Raw genomic sequence first — 16,832 nt, forward strand, 5'->3', positions numbered from 1 at the left:
GCCCTACTCCAACTTTATTGAACCCTGAACTTAAAAATCCGGTACGGCTCCGTCCGTTCCTGACGCGGAATGTGCAGTTGCGAGGTCGTTACGTAAATAGAACTGTCGGGGCCGTAGGAAAAGCTGTCGGGCCACTTCAGTTGCTGATCCTGCACCACGCGCTGAAGCCGGTCCCGAACCTCACCACCACCCGGAGTCAGGCGCTGCACGGCATTCTGCTGGATATAGGTCAGGTATAGATTTCCCTGCGGATCGAACAGCATCCCGTCGACGGGGTCCGTTTCACCGACTTTTTCGACCTGCTGCGCCAGTTGGTTATCGTTCAGGGACGCATCCTGTAGGGCCGCCGTGGGTACCCGATACAAGCTCCGGGCCGTCAGGGCGTGGAAATAGATGTAGTCCCGCTGAGGGGTCAGGGCCAGGCCATCCGAGTCTATCTGGGGCAGCTTGCCACTGGGGTTACGCCATTCGCGCCCCTCCGCCCGAATGATCAGGTTTTCGGACTTGGTCAGTGGACTGCGACCGAGAACGCGCCGGGCACTGCCGTTTGCCAGGTTCACCACGATGATAGCCCCCTGATTTGAGTCGGTGATGTAGGCGTAGTTGCGTTGCGTATCAACCCGTACGTCGTTCAGGTAGCTCGACGGGTACACGATCATCTCGTTCGACAGATCCACCCGTTGAATCAGCGCACCGGTGTTTGGGTTGAACTTGAGCAGCTTGGGACCGCCCCGCACCACACCCCGCATCGACGGCGAGGCCGCATCCAGCACCCAGAGGTTGTTCTGCTCATCAATGTAGACACTCTGGACGCAGACAAAATGGTCCTGGGGTGGCAGCGTCATGTCCCAGCGGTTCCAGTCGGCATTCGGAAACGGCGTTGCCTGCTCACCACTAACGACCGCTACCGAATACGGAATAGTGTCGGTTTCCATGCGGGGGAAATTGGCAAATACGCGGCCTTCCCGCGATACGGCCACGCCGGTCCACTGCACCCGTGACGTAGCAACGGGCGTCAGGGTTATTCCGGGAATCGGCGAATCGTCTTCCGTATCGTCGTTACAACTGAACACAACGGCCGAACTGACCAGCAAAGCAAACAAAGGCTTGACAAAGGTTTTCATACGTGTTGAGCAGTTTACAATCATTCATTTATCAATACCATATAAATTCTACAGACTAATTGTTTACCTGTTCCGTCCGTATCAAAGCCAATGGGTATAAAAATTAGGAAATGGGATGGCTACCGCAGGCAACCTACTCCACCCGATATGTGTTTTATCATAAAAACCCTCCGGAATTATGTTTATCAACCGTTTTGCTTCGTACCTACTGCTGTTGACCAGCTTATTGGCGACCAGTTGCCAGCAGCGACCGGCCGGCAATGCATCGGCCGAAAAAGATACCAGTCCTGGCAAATTACCCACGCTCCAGCCCCGCGAGGCCGTTGCTACATTTGCGGCCGGGTGCTTCTGGTGCACCGAAGCTCAGTTCGAATCGCTCCGGGGCGTACGGGAGGTAGTGTCGGGCTATGCCGGTGGCGACATAGAAAACCCCACATACGAGCAGGTGGGGACCGACCAGACCGGCCACGCCGAATCGATCCAGGTTTATTACGACCCGAACGTAATTCCGTACGATACGCTGCTCAAAGCGTTCTTCGTTGGTCACGACGCTACCTCGCTCAACCGGCAGGGACCGGATGTCGGTACTCAATACCGCTCCATCGCCTTTTACCGGACTCCCGAAGAGAAAGCGGCCATTGACGCGGCCATTCGGCGAGAAAACGAGTCGGGCAGGTACAGTCGGCCCATTGTAACGCAGGTTGTACCATTCAAAGCCTTCTATCCGGCGGAGGTGTACCATCAGGGATACTACTACGACCACCCCGACGAGCTGTACGTCCGGACGATCTCCCAGCCCAAAGTGGAGAAGTTTCGGGAGCGGATGAAAAATTGGCTGAAACCGGGCGTTACCAGTTAATCAGTTTTCAGCAACCGGTTCACGGTTTTCGGTATACGTTGCGCTGATTGGGTTGGCCAGTTGCTCCGCGTTTACCCCTGAAAACGACACACCGAAAGCCGTAAACTGTATACCAAAGCCCGTAAACCTTCTCTACAATTCGGCCTGCCCTACGACATTTTGTCAAGTCCCGCAACCGTTCGGCTTAATCGAATCTTGCGGATTTCGCAGAACCTCGTAACATTGTTCTGTCTTTCACCAACTGACAGACACCATGACAGAACCCGATCAATCCATTGGGCGTAAAATTCTGAGTTTCTTTATCAAAGACGAAGACGCCAACACGGCTCCAGCTACTGGATCGCCGGCCGGACCTGCTACGAATGCGGCCCCGCGACCGGCCCCCGGTACGCAGCCGACCGTCAACCCGACCACCTCCGCCAGCCCGTCGAAGTCCACGACGGCAGCGCAGACCGGTTCCATCGACGCCAAGTTTGCCGAGCACTTTGCCAACGTACTGGCGAAGAACAATCCGCCCGGACCCGATTATTTTGAGTTCCGCGAGACGTTGCGCGGGCTGAATGCAATCGGTCTGCCCGAAGACAAGCAGTTCCAGGCGGCCTGGGCCAGTTTTAAAGCACTGGGTGGTTCGTCGGACGTATCGACGCTGACCAACACCGCCAACCAATATCTGGCAGCCCTTAACAAAGACCACGAGGGCTTTTCCAAGAGTGTGGAAGCGGCCCTGAGCGAGCGCGTAGGCGGTTTGCAGAACGAAGAAAAGCGGCTGCTAAGCGAGAACGAGGCCCTGGCGAAGCAGATTCTGGAGATTCAGCAGCGGATTAACGCCAACAACGACCGGCTCAACGCCATCGGTGGCGAAATAGCCGAGCAAAGCGCGAAGATCAACCAGAACCAGCAGAACTACGAAGCCACCTTCGCCCATTTCACCGACCAGATTAAAAATGACATCGCCAAAATGGCGCAGTACCTAAAATAAAAGAGTGAAAGAGTGAATGAGCGAAAGAGTGGTTACTCTGACTAATCAATCATTCACCCTTTTACTGATTCACTCTTTTGCTCATTCGCTCTTTCACTCTTTGATTAACTATGGCAACCCCTGACTTTTCACAGATTGGCGGCAAAACGGACTTGGAGAAACGTTCGTTCTGGAGCCGCCCCGAAGGCATTTTGGGTATGATCGTCCTGGCCGGAATTGCCGGTCTGGGACTGGTGTACTTCAACCGGGTCCTTGAGTTTCTGATCCGGATGACGTCGAACGTACTGACGCTGGCCCTGCTGTTTGGGGCGATCGGCGCTCTGATATTCCTGTTCACCAGCCGCGACGTACGGACAGCCGTTTTCTTTCTGTTCAAGTCGCTCATGCGCAGCATTACGGGTACGGTGATTCAACTGAACCCCATCGCCATCATGAAGATCTACATTGACGATCTGAAGGAGAAACGGCAGAAGATGCAGGGACAGATCGATACGCTGGCCGGTCAGCTCGTTAAGCTGAATAAGAAGATTAACGAGAACAACGAAGCTATCAAGCAGAAGTTCGCCGAAGCCAACAAAGCCAGCGCCATGACCGACAAACCCGGTATGCGGGAAGCGGCCCAACTGGCTACCATCGAAGGTGCGGGTTTGCAGGAGATGAACGAGAAGCTCCTGCCGCTGCAACGTAACATCAAGATGGTGCTGGCCTTCATGGAGAAGGTGAACCAGAGCGCCGACTACATCATCAAAGAAACCGAGATCAAGGTTCGCCTGAAAGAAACGGAGTATAAGATTGTCAAAGAAAGCTCAAATGCTCTCAAAACGGCCATCAGCATCTTCAAAGGCGATCCCGACAAGAAGTTTTACTTCGATGAATCGATGGAGTATATCCAGGAGGACATGAGCCAGAAACTCGGCGAGATGAAGCGGGCCATGGACCTGTCGATGGACTTCATCAATTCGGTCGATATTCAGAACGGCATCATGTCCGACAAGGGCCAGGCCATGCTCGAAGCGTATAACAAGGGCGAGTTTAAACTGATCCAGCTCGATGCGCCCGCCCAACCCGTTGTTACCGGCCCAAACCCGGCTAAGGACGCGGGGTACAAGAACTTACTGGAATAACTTAAAAGAGTGAAAGAGTGGTATTTCCTTCGCTGCTAATTCGCTCGGACTGGCGCCTGCGGTGGTCCTATTCACTCTTTCGCTCATTCACTCTTTCACTAATTCTAAATCTATGCAACGCTTAACCGTAGCCGGTCGGCTGCTCGTGACGGCCATTATCCTGGCTGGCCTTTTCTTCGCATTTCGTTATTTCGGGGGTAACGAGGCCCTTCGGAAACTGGCTCCTGACCAAACGGAGCAATCAGAGACTATGCCCCGCGCCGATGAGTCGGACGCACCGGAGTCGGCTCCGAACGAATCGGAAGCGTCGGACAATGGCTCGTCGTCTTCATCAGGTTCGTCCGATGCGGCAACCAGTAGTGGCAGTCGTGCGTTTTCGTATACCCCTCCAGCGCCCCAGAACGGCAAGCTGAAAGGCGTCGTTGAACTGGGCGCGAGTGGCTTCAACTCGTTCATCATCCGGGTAGACCCGGAGAAGCGATGGAAGCTCGAAAAAGCGGAGTTCGGCAACAGCCTGGTACTGGAAAACATGGCTACGGACGAAGACGTCCGGTCGGGCCTGAAGAGCTACATCGGCAAGATGCTCGACTACGGTGTAGGTGGTCGTGACATTCACTTTGTTGTCAGCTCGGGCGCCGTCAAAGCCGACGGTACGCAGAAGATCATCAAAGCCCTGAAGTCGCTGAACTACTTCGTCAATACCGTAACGCCGGAGCAGGAAGGATCGCTGGCGCTGCGGTCGGTGCTGCCCGCCGACTACGCTGACAATTCGTTCGTGGTGGACATCGGCTCGGGAAACACGAAGATTTCGTGGAAGGAAGGCGGCTCGACCAAAGCGCTGGAAACGCATGGTTCCAAATACTTCCAGGAGGGCACCAGCGACGAGACGGTGTATAACGACGTCAAAGCCATTGCGAAACAGGTGCCGCAGGATCACCGCAAAACCTGCTTCATCATCGGGGGTGTACCCTACGAACTGGCTAAGGAAGTACGCGACGGCAAGGAACGCTACACCGTGCTGAACACCCCGGCGAACTACAAAGTAGAGAACGCCAAGTCGAAGGCGGGCGTGAACATTTACAAAGCCATTGCCGACGGTACCAACTGCGATCAATTCGTTTTCGACTTCGACGCCAACTTCACGATCGGCTACCTGCTGACGTTAAAATGATAAAAAAGGAGGAAGGGAGAAAAGGAGGAAAGGAGCTTCGCACGTTTTCCTTTCTTCTTTTCTCCCTTCCTCCTCTCCTGCCTTCCTGCTTCTTTATTCAAGGGTTAAAATCCGGCTGGGTTCCGTAGTCTGTCTGGCTCCGACCGTAATGGTCTGGGTTGTCACATTGACCCCATTCGAAATTTCTACGTGATAGAGCCCTTCCGGTAACTCATTCAGATTCAGGCGAAGGCGAAGTTGCTTTTCCCGTTTGCCCATGTGCTGAAAGAACAGCACTTTACCATTCACATCCTTCAGTTGTACGTCAATGGCACCTATGGTCTCCTTATCCAGCGAAATCTGCAATTTGCCTCCGATGGTTGGATAGATACCTGTTTTATAGGTGGCGGCTTTGGCCGCACGGCGAATCGGGTTTGTTTCGGCCTGCGTCGCAGACAGCGAGAGTACACTTAAGCCAAAAGCAACGAGCAGGGGTTTGATGAGCGTTTTCATGGTCGATCTGATTAGGTTTACTGTTCGGAATATTGTCGGGTTCGTCCCGTTTGATGTACCAAAGGTATGGGCAATAACCAGTACTTTGTATAACATAGTACTTGAGCGGCAAAACTACCTGATGAGCGGAGCGAACCGATAAAATTCACCTGATTTTTCTGGCAGTAACTAAACTTTTGTCAGGTATTTGTCTCTAATCAATGATTAATGAAACATTAGAAATTGATACGCAACTATTCCTATATAATCAACAGAACATTCCAGTATTTATATTTGTCGTCGTATTCAATCCGTTCTTGTACATCAATGAAGCAAATTATCTATCTGGTTGACGATGACGAAGATGACTGCTATCTGGCTCAGCGGGCGCTACACCCTGAAGCCAACTGCGACTTCTCCGTCTTTAGCGATGGCCACGCCCTGATCAATTACCTGGTCACCCACCCGGCCGCCCCATTGCCGACACTTGTTCTGCTGGATTTAAACATGCCTTTGCTCAATGGGTTCGAAACGCTGCGGATGCTCAAAGCAAATCCTGAATGGGCAACCATCCCGGTCGTGATTCTGACCACCTCCGACCACCCCGATGACCGGACCCGGAGTTACGCGCTGGGTGCCGACGCTTTTCTGACCAAACCCGCCGATTATCGATCCCTTAACGAGGTGTTGGCTTCGGTCAGCAACTGCTGGCGCAGCGTTCTGGAGCAATCCCATAATGTTTGACAATTACGCGCGGGTATCAAGCCGCCCCTTTTACGTATCAATATGGCTTTGCAGGCGCTGGATGAGCAGGGTCAGCAACCGCCGGGTCAGTTCAGATTCGTTGGCGGTGAAAATTGCCCACTCTTCCGGCGTAAACTGTCCCAGCACCATCCCGACCAGGGTCAGGCGCAGCTTTGTATCGTCGCGTATGGCCCGTTCAATGTGCGCCAGTTTTTCCGGTTTGGTAAAGCGCTCGAAAGGCGTCTTGCGCTTGGGCAGGTGATGCAGCCAGTACGTCATCAGACCAGCATCCAGTAGCTTAAGAACAGGACGTAGCGTCTGGTTCTGGAATTGTTCGGCTACACTGACGGCTGTTGGCCGGGTATCAACGACGGGGCGGTCCGGCATCTGGCGACTTTCGTTATTCATAGGTTATCTAGTATATGAACATAACCCGAAAGCATAGCTCACCGGTTTGACCGGTTCGTATATTCCTTGCTGTTTCGTCTGATATTCTGGTCGCAGGTCGGATACATCTACTCTAATCGTCATTTAATGGGGCTGCCTGGTATTTTCTCTATTTTTGGCAATGCCTACTCCCACCGTTCCCCGACGTTTTACGTTCTGGCTTCTCCTGATTATTTGTTGTTTATCGGTATCTTTACTGACCTGCCGACCAACTGAAGCCGTTTTGCGTTCCGATGAGTTGGAGTACTTTCCGCTTCTGGAGGGGCATTTCGTAATTTATGACGTCAGTGAACAGCAGTTTAGCCTGACCAGTGCCCCCGTGGAGCGGACGTATCAGGTGAAAGAACAGGTGGGACAGCGTTATTTCGATGCGACGGGTCAGCCCGCGTTTCGGCTGCTGCGCTACCGCCGTAGCACAGCCCAGCAACCGTGGCAACCCGACTCGGTCTGGTCGGTCCGCCTGGTCAATAACGAAGCCATACGTACCGAAAACGGACTGGATTTTATTAAGCTGGTGTTTCCGCTGGGCGACCGGCTGCGCTGGGATGGTAACCGGTATAATGCATCAGGAAGAGACGAGTACGAAATACGCAATAGTCACCAGCCTTACCGCGTTCAACCAGTGAGTTTCGGCGAAACGGTGACGATGGTGGCGCAAAACGACTCAACGCTTGTATCGCAGGACAAACGCCTGGAAGTATACGCACGACAAGTGGGACTGGTTTATCGGGAACGTATTCAGGTCCAATTTTGCTCGTCGTCGCCCGGCTGCATCGGCCTTAATCAGATAGACTATGGGATTCGACAATTCTACCGCATTCAAACGTATGGTACGGAATAAATCGGGCTGGTTCTTACTCGTCCTGCTGCTGACGCACCTGTCCAGCTACGGTCAGCCAACTACGGCGCGCAAATACCTGGTGCTGTTGCGCGATAAAGTAGGTACCCCCTACTCCACAACCCGCCCCGAGCAGTTCCTGTCGCCCCGGGCTATTCAGCGTCGGCAGCGTCAGAACATCGCCGTACAGGAACGCGACCTTCCCGTAACGCCCGCCTACGTCGACCAGATCCGGCAGACCGGTGCTACGGTCTGGTTCACCTCCCGCTGGCTGAATGCGGTGCTGGTCGAAGCCACGGAGCCGACGATTGCCGCCATTCAGCGGTTGCCGTTCGTCAAAGGACTCGAATTCGACCGCCCCCTGAACAACGCCCGGGTGGGTGCCGTCCGCAGCCGAACTGTTGCGGTACGTAGCAAACGTACGACAAAACTCGGCGAACTCGATACACTGAACTACGGCAGTTCCCGCGCACAGATCACCCAGCTCGGTGTCGATGTTATGCACCAACGCGGTTACCACGGCGAAGGTATGCTCATTGCGGTGCTGGACGGCGGCTTTCTGAACGCCAACCGCGTTTCATTTCTGCGGCCCCTCTTCGATGAAAATCGCGTTGTAGCTACCTACGATTTTGTCGACCGCGAAACGAGCGTGTACGAAGACGACTACCACGGCATGTCGGTGCTGTCGGCCATTGCCGCCACATCCGACAATCGGCTCTACGGCACCGCCTATAAAGCCTCCTTCATTCTGTTGCGGACGGAGGATGTTTTCAGCGAAAGTCGCGTAGAGGAAGCCAACTGGCTGTTCGGAGCCGAATACGCCGACAGCGCCGGGGTTGATGTCATCAACTCGTCGCTGGGGTATACGCAATTCGACGATCCCGAAACGAACTATTCCTACGACGACCTGAACGGCCGGACGGCGCTCAGTACGCGGGCGGCTCAGTGGGCCTCCGAAGCGGGCATTGTGGTGGTCGTATCAGCAGGCAACGAAGGCAGCGATGCCTGGCGCTACATCTCCGCACCGGCCGATGCCGCCGGTGCCTTGGCCATTGCGGCCGTTAACCCCTCAGGACAACGGGCCAGCTTCAGTTCATTCGGTCCATCGGCCGACGGACGTATTAAACCCGACCTGGCGGCCCAGGGTCTTGGCACGGTAATCGGCAGCCCGGGCGGTCAGGTTGTTACGGGCAATGGCACGTCGTACGCAGCTCCTCTCGTGGCGGGATTGGCGGCCAGCTTCTGGCAGGCTCATCCCCGACTGACAGCCGCGCAGGTGACCGAAAGCCTGCGACGGTCGGGTAACCAATCCCTCAACCCCGATGATCAGTTAGGGTATGGTATTCCTAATTTTACGCGGGCGTCGATGCTTAGCGATACGTCTTTTGCGTTTCTGCTTTATCCAAACCCCTTCAGTGATGCCGAGCGCCTGACCGTTCAACTGTCCGGTATTGACTTTAATTCGGCCGTTGAGGCAACCCTGGCCGACGCTAGTGGGCGGGTCGTGTGGAGCAGCCGTTACCAGCCCAACGGACCAGCCGGATTTGTACTGCCCCGATTGAGCTTGTCGGCCGGAATGTATTACATCACGCTGGTTGCCGGTGAGCAAAAACGCACCGTGAAGGTTATAAAACTTTGAGCATGGTAACCTTCCGGATCGAACGCGGGGACATTACAAAACTGGCCGTCGACGCTATTGTTAACGCAGCCAATACCAGTCTACTGGGTGGCGGGGGCGTCGATGGGGCTATTCACCGGGCGGCTGGTCCCGAGTTGCTGACCGAATGCCGCACGCTGAATGGCTGTGCCACCGGCGATGCGAAACTGACTCGAGGGTATCGCCTGCCCGCTCGCTACGTGATTCACGCTGTGGGACCAATCTGGCGGGGTGGCACGGCGGGCGAACCGGAATTGCTGGCCAGTTGCTACCGGCGTTCACTGGAGATTGCCACCGCACACGAACTGACCAGTCTGGCGTTTCCCAACATCAGTACCGGCGTTTACGGCTACCCCAAAAGCCTGGCTGCCGACGTAGCGACCCATACGGTTCGGGCGTTTCTGGAGCAGCCCACGTCGCTGACCGACATCATCTTCGTCTGCTTCGACGACGAAGATTTCCAGCTTTACTCGGAACGGCTTTGAGCTAACTACCTGATTAGTGACGACGCCAACCCACCCTCCTTAGGTAACGGCTTAATTTTTTTTCGCGTTCGTAGGGGTACGCCCTCGTTTCGCTGTCATACGGTCAGAATCAATCAAACACACAAATCGTATGAACAGTACTATAAACGTTGTAAAGAAGGCGCTCCTGTTTTCGACTATCCTCCTATCTGCCACCAGTTGTTACATCAATACCATATCGCCGGAGCCGGGCCGGATCACGACCGAAGTACGCAATACATCCAGCTTCACAGGGCTTGACATTGAAAGTGGCATCCGGGTAACGGTTACGGCCGGCAACGCCGAAACGGTGGAGATTGAAGCCCGCGAAGGCTACCAGCCGTACATCCTGACCGAAGTCCGGAACAACACCCTGCGCGTTTACATCGACCGGCGTCTGAACAATCGGCGTGGCAGTGATATTCAGGCCTACATCACGATGCGTACGCTGAACTACGTATCAGCCTCAGGTGGCTCGCGGGTAACCAGCAACGATATGTTTCGCCCCGACCGGTTCGATGCGTCGCTGAGCGGGGGCAGCTACCTGCGCGTACCGGTAACGACCGACGCCATTACGGTTGATGCGAGTGGCGGCTCTGAAGCGAGTATTTCAGGTTCAGCGCAACGTATCAATGCCGATGAGTTGTCAGGCGGCAGTCGTCTGCTGGCAGCCGATTTGCGGGTGAATTTCTGTACCATTGATGCATCAGGGGGCAGCACGGCCGACGTAAACGTCAGCGATGAACTGAACGTCCGGGCATCGGGCGGTAGTATCGTCCGGTACAAAGGATCACCCCGTATCACGCAAAGCGTCAGTGGCGGTTCGCGGGTGACACCGCTGTAGGTGGTCTAACAATCATCAGTGAATCAGCTAATGCTAATCATAACACAGGGCGGATGAATTATCTATCTTTATAGTAGAAAAATCGTACCGCTATGATCGTTACGCTCACACTCAACCCAGCCGTGGATATCAGCATGACCCTCGATCGGCTGATTCCCGAACACAAGCTGCATTGCTCGCAGCCGCGCTACGATGCCGGTGGTGGTGGCATTAATGTATCAAAAGCCATTCACCGCCTGGGTGGTCAGTCGCTCGCACTGTTTACGGCCGGTGGCACCACCGGTCTGACCCTGGAGGGTCTTGTTGAAGCAGAAGGGATTTCCTACCAGATCATCGGTATTGAATCCATCACCCGCGAATCGTTTGTGGTAATGGAAACCAGCACCAACAACCAGTTCCGCTTCGGCACGCCAGGCCCGGTATTGACGCCCGCCGAAGCGGCCTGCTGTCTGGCCCGTGTGGAAACCCTGCCAGCCATGGTCGACTACCTCGTCGTCAGTGGGAGTCTGCCGCCCGGCTTACCGACTGATTTTTACGCAGAAATTGCCCGCTTTGCCAAAGCTCACAACATTCGGATGATCCTCGACACAGCCGGTGAACCGCTGCGGGCAGCTCTTGAAGAAGGTGTTTTTCTCATCAAGCCTAACGTAGGCGAACTGGCGGCCCTGCTTGGCGTGGATCAGCTTGAACCCGACCAGATTGGCGAAGCCGCCACGGCTTTGATTCAGGCTGGCAAGTGCGAACTCGTTGCGGTATCGCTTGGTCCACGGGGGGCGATGCTGGTGAGCGCCGACGGGCAGGAATACGTACAGGCTCCCCCCGTCCGGAAAATGAGTACCGTTGGTGCCGGCGACAGCCTCGTAGGTGGGCTCGTGTATGCGCTGTCGCAGGGACGATCTCCGGCCGACGCCATTCGTCTGGGCGTTGCCTGCGGAACAGCGGCCACTATGAACGCGGGCACCGAACTGTTCTATACTGAGGAGGTAGAGCGGCTACTGACCTGGATCAACCGCCGACAAGCGGTCGAATCGATGTAGTCAAACTCATTTTTTTGCCGTATGATACAAGCGAACCGGCTGTTAGTTGAATAAACTGACAGCCGGTTCGCATTTTATACAATTAGCAGTACCCGCAGCAGGTGGCAGCATCGGTGGTTAGCTCCGACTATCACACCAAACAATCAGCGAAATCCAACTTATTTTTGACGATCAACTCACCCGGTACTTGTCGGCCATTGCCTGCTTGAACGCGACCGGTGATACCCCCATTTCGCTCTTGAACACGCGGGCGAAGTACGACGAGTCGAGAAAGTTAAGCTGTGTGGCAACTTCCGTAATCGTCAGGTCAGAAAACGTGAGCAGACGCTTGGCTTCCAGTATACTTCGCGCCCGAATGATCTCGCCGGCGGTTTTCCCGGTCACTTGCTTGCAAACCAAGTTCAGGTGGTGCTGAGTGATATGCAACTTATCGGCATAAGCACTGACCGGCCAGTTTTCGGCAAAGTGCTGATCGAGCAAATGCTTCAGGTTCTTGTACAGAATTACGTACTTCTTCGATAGTTCTTTGCCTTCCTGACTATCAATGCACCGCTGAATCTGTGCCAGCAGCATATGAAGCAGCGATTGGGCAATGGTCACCGACCGATCCGTTCGCTGATGCTCCCGACGTAGCAGTTCGATCGTGTGTCGAATGTCGGCGAAGTTTCCGGAATCAGGTTTTAGCAAAGGATTGGCGTAGAAATTATCCAGAAAGCTCAGCTCAAACAGGGTGTCCTTGTTCTGGTAATTCAGCAGGAAAAAGTCCTCCGTAAACAGAAGGCTACCACCGGTAAGCGGCTCCCAGTCTTCAAAGAAATGAAGCTGGCCGGGCGAGATAAAAAACAGCGACCCAGGCGTCAATTCGTACTCGACGTAGTCGATTGCCTGGCGGCTTCGGCCCGAATCGATCCAGATGATTTCGTAGAACGTGTGTTTGTGGGGGTCGTCTACAGCCGGCTCTTCCATGTGTTCAAAGAGCGTAATTTCGAACTCCGTCCGATTATCAGGCTCGTTGATAAAGTGACCAATGGAATAGAGTGGAAACTGATGCATCCGTTTACGGCCGTTGAATACCCAGCTTTTTCATGCGCGAATCCAGGGTTGTGGGAATCAGGCCCAGAATCTCGGCGGCTCCGTTTTTGCCACTTACCTTCCAGCGCGTATGTTCCAGCACCGCGAGGATGTGGTTGCGCTCAGCTTCTTCCATCGTGATCAGGCCTGTTTTCTGTGGCGTCACATTCTTTCGACGTAGCAAAGCATTGCCCGCCCAGTCACCCAGTTCCAGTTTCCGGCCCGATGAGATGATCAGCGAACGCTCAACTACATTTTCCAGTTCGCGGATATTGCCCGGCCAGTGATAGTCCATCAGCGTGTCGATCACTTCCTGCGGAATTACGTCGATCTGGCGGCCGATTCCGGGGCCGTGTTTAGTGCAGAAATGCCGAACCAGCAACGGTATATCCTCTTTGCGCTCCCGTAAGGGTAAACTCTGAATCGGAAACACGTTGAGTCGATAATACAAATCTTCCCGAAAGCGCCCTTCGCTGATCTCTTTTTCAAGGTCGCGGTTGGTGGCGGCAATCAACCGTACGTTGACTTTGAGAGTTTTGGTACTACCTACCCGCTCAAATTCGCCCTCCTGCAACACCCGCAGCAATTTGGCCTGCAAGTCAATCGGCATCTCGCCAATTTCGTCCAGGAAGAGCGTTCCCCCATCGGCCAGTTCGAATCGACCAGCTTTCTGAGCCGTTGCCCCCGTAAACGCTCCTTTTTCATGGCCGAACAGTTCGCTTTCAATGAGCGTAGCGGGCAGCGCTGCACAGTTGATCTTGACCAGCGCTTTGTTTTTCCGGCCGCTGCGGTTGTGCACCGCCCGCGCCAGCAGCTCTTTCCCCGTTCCTGACTCGCCCAGAATCAGTACCGACGTATGGGTCGGCGCGACCTGTTCCACCTGCCGCAGCACCCTCGCAAACGTTTTACTCTGACTGACAATCTCTTCGAAATTATTCGTTTGCCTGATTTCTTCACGGAGGTACGTATTTTCGGCCTGAAGCTGATTTTTCAGCGTCTCAACTTCAGCCAGGGCCTTCGCCAGGGAGGCAGTGCGTTCGGCAACGCGGGTTTCGAGCCGGGTGTTTGCATCCTGAAGCTCGCGCTGTAGCTGGCGCAGGGTCAGATGGGTATTGATGCGGGCCATCACTTCCTGCAACTGAAACGGTTTGGTGATGTAGTCCACGGCACCCATGTTGAAGCCGTTGACCTTGTCGATGGTTTCGGAAAGCGCCGTCATAAACAGCACCGGAATAGCCCGGGTAGCTTCCTGATGCTTGAGCCGTCGGCAGGTTTCAAAGCCGTCCATTCCAGGCATCATTACATCGAGCAGAATCAGATCGGGCTGGGCCAGACCAGCCTGTTCGATGGCGCTTTTGCCGTCGCGGGCCACCAGTACCTTATAGTTAAATCGGGTCAGGGCTTCGTACAGCACACTGATGTTATTAGGCATATCGTCCACAATCAGGATGGTACGTCCCGGTCTGGATGGATCCGTTCCGATTTGCTCAGTGTCGTCAACATCGGTATAATGAGTCGGGTGTGTTCTCATACCGTTTTCAGGGAAGCTTGAAGGTATTTTTTGATTTTGCGCGTATCGAATTCACTGGCTGCCTGCCGGATATCGTCCACAAACGGCTGATAGACCGGACTGGTGTTTTCAAGAGCCTTAAGCTGCGTCAGGATCGCCTGAATATCGCCCATTCGGGCCAGTTCGTACAGCGCTTCGAGCTGAGCCGGTTCCGGCACCTGCGCCATCATCGTGGCCGATGCATCGGTATCCGTCACGCTGGTAGTCAGCTCATCGGCCGCGGACTGCGTTTGCCAGGTAAGATGCAGATGAGTACTGATCTTGGCCAACAGTGCGTCAAGATCGACGGGCTTCGGCACAAAATCGTCGAAGCCGGCCTGTCTGCTTCGCTGCTTGTCCTGCTCGAAAACCTTAGCCGAGAAGGCAAACACTTTGGCAGCCTTTGTGGTTGGGTTGGTCCGAATCTGAGTCAGGGCTCCATAGCCATCCAGATACGGCATAACGAGGTCCAGCAGCACCAGATCCGGCTTGTAGCGCATGGCTTTTTCAACGGCCTCGCGCCCATTACGGGCTTCGACAATCGCAAAACCCAGCGGCTGGAGCAGGTTCGTCAGAATCGAGCAATTTTCCCATCCATCGTCGGCTACCAGAATTGTTTTGCGGGAACCTTCGTAGCCGATGATCGACTGCCCGGGCTGCACGGCGGGGAGACTGTCCGGCGAAACTGGCGCTTCGGGCAGAGTGAATGAAAGCCGGAACTGCGTCCCCCGGCCCGCCTGACTCGACACGTACAGATCGCCTTTCATAAGCCTGACCAGTTGGTCGGTTATGGACAATCCCAGACCGGTCCCTTCGACAAAATCGTTCGATTCACGAATCTGCTGAAAGGGCTGAAAGATACTGGCTATCTGATCATTGGCGATACCAACCCCCGTGTCTTCGATCAGAAATCGAATGGTAGACGCACCGGCCACTTCCCCTGAGTCGTCGCCGGGATGCCACTCAGCCCGGAACGTAATAGACCCCGACGGGGTGAACTTGACGGCATTACCGAGCAGGTTGAGCAAGACCTGCCGTAGTTTGCGTTCATCGCCAACCACCCACTCTGGCAGGTTTGCCGCCAGGTACGTCTCAAACGCCAATCCTTTCTGCTCAGCCCGGATTTGGGTCTGCTGAATGATGTTATGTAGCAGTTCGGGGAGGTAAAACACTTCCGAAAGCACCTCCATCCGTCGGGCTTCAATCTTCGACAGGTCCAGCACATCGTTGATGAGCGAGAGCAAGCTTTCGGCGCAGTCGTGCATGACTTTGACGCCTTTCTGCTGGCTATCAGTCAGCGTTGCATCGCGTTTAAACAACTGCGTGTAGCCCAGAATACCGTTCAGGGGGGTACGTAGCTCATGACTCATCGTAGCCAGAAAATCGCTCTTGGCCCGGTTGGCGGCTTCCGCTTCCTCCTTGGCCTCGGCCAGTTCGCGGGTGCGCTCGATAACGGTAGCTTCCAGGTGTTGCTGTATCTGAAGAAGCCGCTCCTCGGCCACTTTGCGGGCAATTTCAGCCCCCGACCGAGCCGCCAGCACCCGCAGGATTCCCACGTACTTGTGGTGGTCGATCATGGGGCGGGAATCGCTTACGGACAGGTGCCCCACAATTTCGCCCAGCTTATCGTAGATCGGTACCCCCAGATAGGACTCAACCCCGGCACCTTTGGAGAAATTTTCGGCCACGTCAGTGGGGTAATAAAAATCACGACCTTTCATGACAATGTCGCAGGGGGTACCGGCCAGGTCGTATTCGATGTTTTCGTGGAGCGTATCGTTGACGCTGAAAGCCAACGTGCGGACCCGGGTTTTCTCAACGTTTGTACACTCCGTGACCATGGCAAACTGCACGTTTAGCGTAGTCGTTAGTTGTTTCACCAGCGACTGAAAAAAGTCGATGCCAATGTCGGCGGCTGTTCCTTCCGAGATTCGGCGGAGTGTATCATCCAGTTGCGAACGCTCTGTCACGTCGCGCACAAAACAACACAGGTATTCCCGCTCCTCAAACTGAACAAAATTCATCCCGATTTCTGCCTGCCGGGTGATACCATCCTGACGCAACTGAGGCAGTTCCAGCGTCAGGGTATGGTGTAGTTTCAGCATCTGCCATAACTGAGCGTACTGTGCCGACGTATAGCCGATATGAAGATCACTAAAATATAGCCCACCAAGCTGTTCCGGACCATAGCCAAGTTGCCGGCAGGCCGCTGCGTTGGCGCGCTTCACCTGTCCGCACTGGTCGAAGAGTAGAATCGGCTCCAGCGCATTTTCAACGGTAAAGTGCGACAGACGTAGCACATTGGACGGGATTGAAGCGGTTTCGTTCATGGTAACGATTTAAATTCGGAAGGCGTAGTCACTCGCTACCAGTCTGGTTGCAATTTCCAGTCCATACGGCCTTTTGATGCCCAA

Annotated in this window: 16 protein-coding genes; 10 read left to right on the forward strand and 6 right to left on the reverse strand. The window is 54.6% G+C overall.

Going from position 1 to position 16,832, the window contains the following annotated elements; all coding sequences use genetic code 11:
- Positions 1-14: 14 nt before the first annotated feature.
- Positions 15-1,124: an L-dopachrome tautomerase-related protein gene (locus tag BN8_RS12440; RefSeq protein ID WP_051041037.1), complete on the reverse strand. Its 1,110-nt coding sequence runs from the start codon at positions 1,122-1,124 to the stop codon at positions 15-17.
- A gap of 178 nt (positions 1,125-1,302) precedes the next feature.
- Between BN8_RS12440 and msrA the strand changes: the two genes are divergently transcribed.
- From msrA to BN8_RS12460, 4 genes are all read left to right on the forward strand, one after another.
- Positions 1,303-1,983 (forward strand): peptide-methionine (S)-S-oxide reductase MsrA, encoded by a 681-nt coding sequence (gene msrA, locus BN8_RS12445; RefSeq protein ID WP_009282226.1) that lies wholly within the window; start codon positions 1,303-1,305, stop codon positions 1,981-1,983.
- A 253-nt stretch (positions 1,984-2,236) separates the two neighbouring features.
- Positions 2,237-2,962: a hypothetical protein gene (locus BN8_RS12450; protein ID WP_009282227.1), complete on the forward strand. Its 726-nt coding sequence runs from the start codon at positions 2,237-2,239 to the stop codon at positions 2,960-2,962.
- Between the two features lie 110 nt (positions 2,963-3,072).
- Complete coding sequence (locus BN8_RS12455) at positions 3,073-4,086, forward strand: hypothetical protein (protein ID WP_009282228.1); 1,014 nt, start codon at positions 3,073-3,075, stop codon at positions 4,084-4,086.
- Positions 4,087-4,198: 112 nt separating this feature from the next.
- Positions 4,199-5,257: an acetate and sugar kinases/Hsc70/actin family protein gene (locus BN8_RS12460; protein ID WP_009282229.1), complete on the forward strand. Its 1,059-nt coding sequence runs from the start codon at positions 4,199-4,201 to the stop codon at positions 5,255-5,257.
- Between the two features lie 93 nt (positions 5,258-5,350).
- Here BN8_RS12460 and BN8_RS12465 read toward each other — a convergent pair whose 3' ends face one another.
- Positions 5,351-5,749 (reverse strand): T9SS type A sorting domain-containing protein, encoded by a 399-nt coding sequence (locus BN8_RS12465; RefSeq protein WP_040005773.1) that lies wholly within the window; start codon positions 5,747-5,749, stop codon positions 5,351-5,353.
- Between the two features lie 306 nt (positions 5,750-6,055).
- On the opposite strand from BN8_RS12465, the gene BN8_RS12470 reads away from it, so the two are divergent.
- Positions 6,056-6,472, forward strand: coding sequence for a response regulator (locus BN8_RS12470; protein ID WP_009282231.1), 417 nt, complete (start codon positions 6,056-6,058; stop codon positions 6,470-6,472).
- A 30-nt stretch (positions 6,473-6,502) separates the two neighbouring features.
- Here BN8_RS12470 and BN8_RS12475 read toward each other — a convergent pair whose 3' ends face one another.
- Entirely contained in the window at positions 6,503-6,880 is a 378-nt protein-coding gene (locus BN8_RS12475; protein ID WP_009282232.1) for a hypothetical protein, read from the reverse strand.
- 160 nt (positions 6,881-7,040) lie between these two features.
- Here BN8_RS12475 and BN8_RS12480 point away from each other — a divergent pair, with 160 nt between their 5' ends.
- The 5 genes from BN8_RS12480 (at position 7,041) to BN8_RS12500 (ending at position 11,798) form a co-directional block, all read left to right on the forward strand.
- Complete coding sequence (locus BN8_RS12480; protein WP_009282233.1) at positions 7,041-7,760, forward strand: hypothetical protein; 720 nt, start codon at positions 7,041-7,043, stop codon at positions 7,758-7,760.
- Entirely contained in the window at positions 7,747-9,396 is a 1,650-nt protein-coding gene (locus BN8_RS12485) for a S8 family peptidase (RefSeq protein ID WP_040005774.1), read from the forward strand. The genes BN8_RS12480 and BN8_RS12485 overlap by 14 nt, the downstream gene beginning before the upstream one ends.
- 2 nt (positions 9,397-9,398) lie before the next feature.
- Positions 9,399-9,899 (forward strand): O-acetyl-ADP-ribose deacetylase, encoded by a 501-nt coding sequence (locus BN8_RS12490; RefSeq protein ID WP_009282235.1) that lies wholly within the window; start codon positions 9,399-9,401, stop codon positions 9,897-9,899.
- A gap of 130 nt (positions 9,900-10,029) precedes the next feature.
- Complete coding sequence (locus BN8_RS31700; RefSeq protein ID WP_009282236.1) at positions 10,030-10,761, forward strand: head GIN domain-containing protein; 732 nt, start codon at positions 10,030-10,032, stop codon at positions 10,759-10,761.
- Positions 10,762-10,853: 92 nt separating this feature from the next.
- Positions 10,854-11,798 (forward strand): 1-phosphofructokinase family hexose kinase, encoded by a 945-nt coding sequence (locus tag BN8_RS12500; RefSeq protein WP_009282237.1) that lies wholly within the window; start codon positions 10,854-10,856, stop codon positions 11,796-11,798.
- A 171-nt stretch (positions 11,799-11,969) separates the two neighbouring features.
- Here BN8_RS12500 and BN8_RS12505 read toward each other — a convergent pair whose 3' ends face one another.
- Genes BN8_RS12505 through BN8_RS12515 form a run of 3 tightly spaced genes read right to left on the reverse strand, consistent with a single transcriptional unit; the run spans position 11,970 to position 16,748 of the window.
- Positions 11,970-12,851: an AraC family transcriptional regulator gene (locus BN8_RS12505; RefSeq protein ID WP_009282239.1), complete on the reverse strand. Its 882-nt coding sequence runs from the start codon at positions 12,849-12,851 to the stop codon at positions 11,970-11,972.
- Positions 12,852-12,855: 4 nt separating this feature from the next.
- Positions 12,856-14,400, reverse strand: coding sequence for a sigma-54-dependent transcriptional regulator (locus BN8_RS12510; RefSeq protein ID WP_009282240.1), 1,545 nt, complete (start codon positions 14,398-14,400; stop codon positions 12,856-12,858).
- Positions 14,397-16,748 carry an ATP-binding protein gene (locus tag BN8_RS12515; RefSeq protein ID WP_009282241.1) on the reverse strand — a complete coding sequence of 784 codons (2,352 nt, stop codon included), beginning with the start codon at positions 16,746-16,748 and terminating at the stop codon, positions 14,397-14,399. Before BN8_RS12515 ends, BN8_RS12510 begins: the two co-directional genes overlap by 4 nt.
- Positions 16,749-16,832 lie beyond the last annotated feature (84 nt).

This window comes from Fibrisoma limi BUZ 3 (assembly GCF_000296815.2).
GTDB classification, from domain to species: Bacteria; Bacteroidota; Bacteroidia; order Cytophagales; family Spirosomataceae; genus Fibrisoma; species Fibrisoma limi.

What these genes read in the sequence shown, in the direction of transcription:
- BN8_RS12440 (WP_051041037.1), bottom strand. Translation starts at nt 1,124, where the DNA reads ATGAAAACCTTTGTCAAGCCTTTGTTTGCTTTGCTGGTCAGTTCGGCC.
- msrA (WP_009282226.1), top strand. Translation starts at nt 1,303, where the DNA reads ATGTTTATCAACCGTTTTGCTTCGTACCTACTGCTGTTGACCAGCTTA.
- BN8_RS12450 (WP_009282227.1), top strand. Translation starts at nt 2,237, where the DNA reads ATGACAGAACCCGATCAATCCATTGGGCGTAAAATTCTGAGTTTCTTT.
- BN8_RS12455 (WP_009282228.1), top strand. Translation starts at nt 3,073, where the DNA reads ATGGCAACCCCTGACTTTTCACAGATTGGCGGCAAAACGGACTTGGAG.
- BN8_RS12460 (WP_009282229.1), top strand. Translation starts at nt 4,199, where the DNA reads ATGCAACGCTTAACCGTAGCCGGTCGGCTGCTCGTGACGGCCATTATC.
- BN8_RS12465 (WP_040005773.1), bottom strand. Translation starts at nt 5,749, where the DNA reads ATGAAAACGCTCATCAAACCCCTGCTCGTTGCTTTTGGCTTAAGTGTA.
- BN8_RS12470 (WP_009282231.1), top strand. Translation starts at nt 6,056, where the DNA reads ATGAAGCAAATTATCTATCTGGTTGACGATGACGAAGATGACTGCTAT.
- BN8_RS12475 (WP_009282232.1), bottom strand. Translation starts at nt 6,880, where the DNA reads ATGAATAACGAAAGTCGCCAGATGCCGGACCGCCCCGTCGTTGATACC.
- BN8_RS12480 (WP_009282233.1), top strand. Translation starts at nt 7,041, where the DNA reads ATGCCTACTCCCACCGTTCCCCGACGTTTTACGTTCTGGCTTCTCCTG.
- BN8_RS12485 (WP_040005774.1), top strand. Translation starts at nt 7,747, where the DNA reads ATGGTACGGAATAAATCGGGCTGGTTCTTACTCGTCCTGCTGCTGACG.
- BN8_RS12490 (WP_009282235.1), top strand. Translation starts at nt 9,399, where the DNA reads ATGGTAACCTTCCGGATCGAACGCGGGGACATTACAAAACTGGCCGTC.
- BN8_RS31700 (WP_009282236.1), top strand. Translation starts at nt 10,030, where the DNA reads ATGAACAGTACTATAAACGTTGTAAAGAAGGCGCTCCTGTTTTCGACT.
- BN8_RS12500 (WP_009282237.1), top strand. Translation starts at nt 10,854, where the DNA reads ATGATCGTTACGCTCACACTCAACCCAGCCGTGGATATCAGCATGACC.
- BN8_RS12505 (WP_009282239.1), bottom strand. Translation starts at nt 12,851, where the DNA reads ATGCATCAGTTTCCACTCTATTCCATTGGTCACTTTATCAACGAGCCT.
- BN8_RS12510 (WP_009282240.1), bottom strand. Translation starts at nt 14,400, where the DNA reads ATGAGAACACACCCGACTCATTATACCGATGTTGACGACACTGAGCAA.
- BN8_RS12515 (WP_009282241.1), bottom strand. Translation starts at nt 16,748, where the DNA reads ATGAACGAAACCGCTTCAATCCCGTCCAATGTGCTACGTCTGTCGCAC.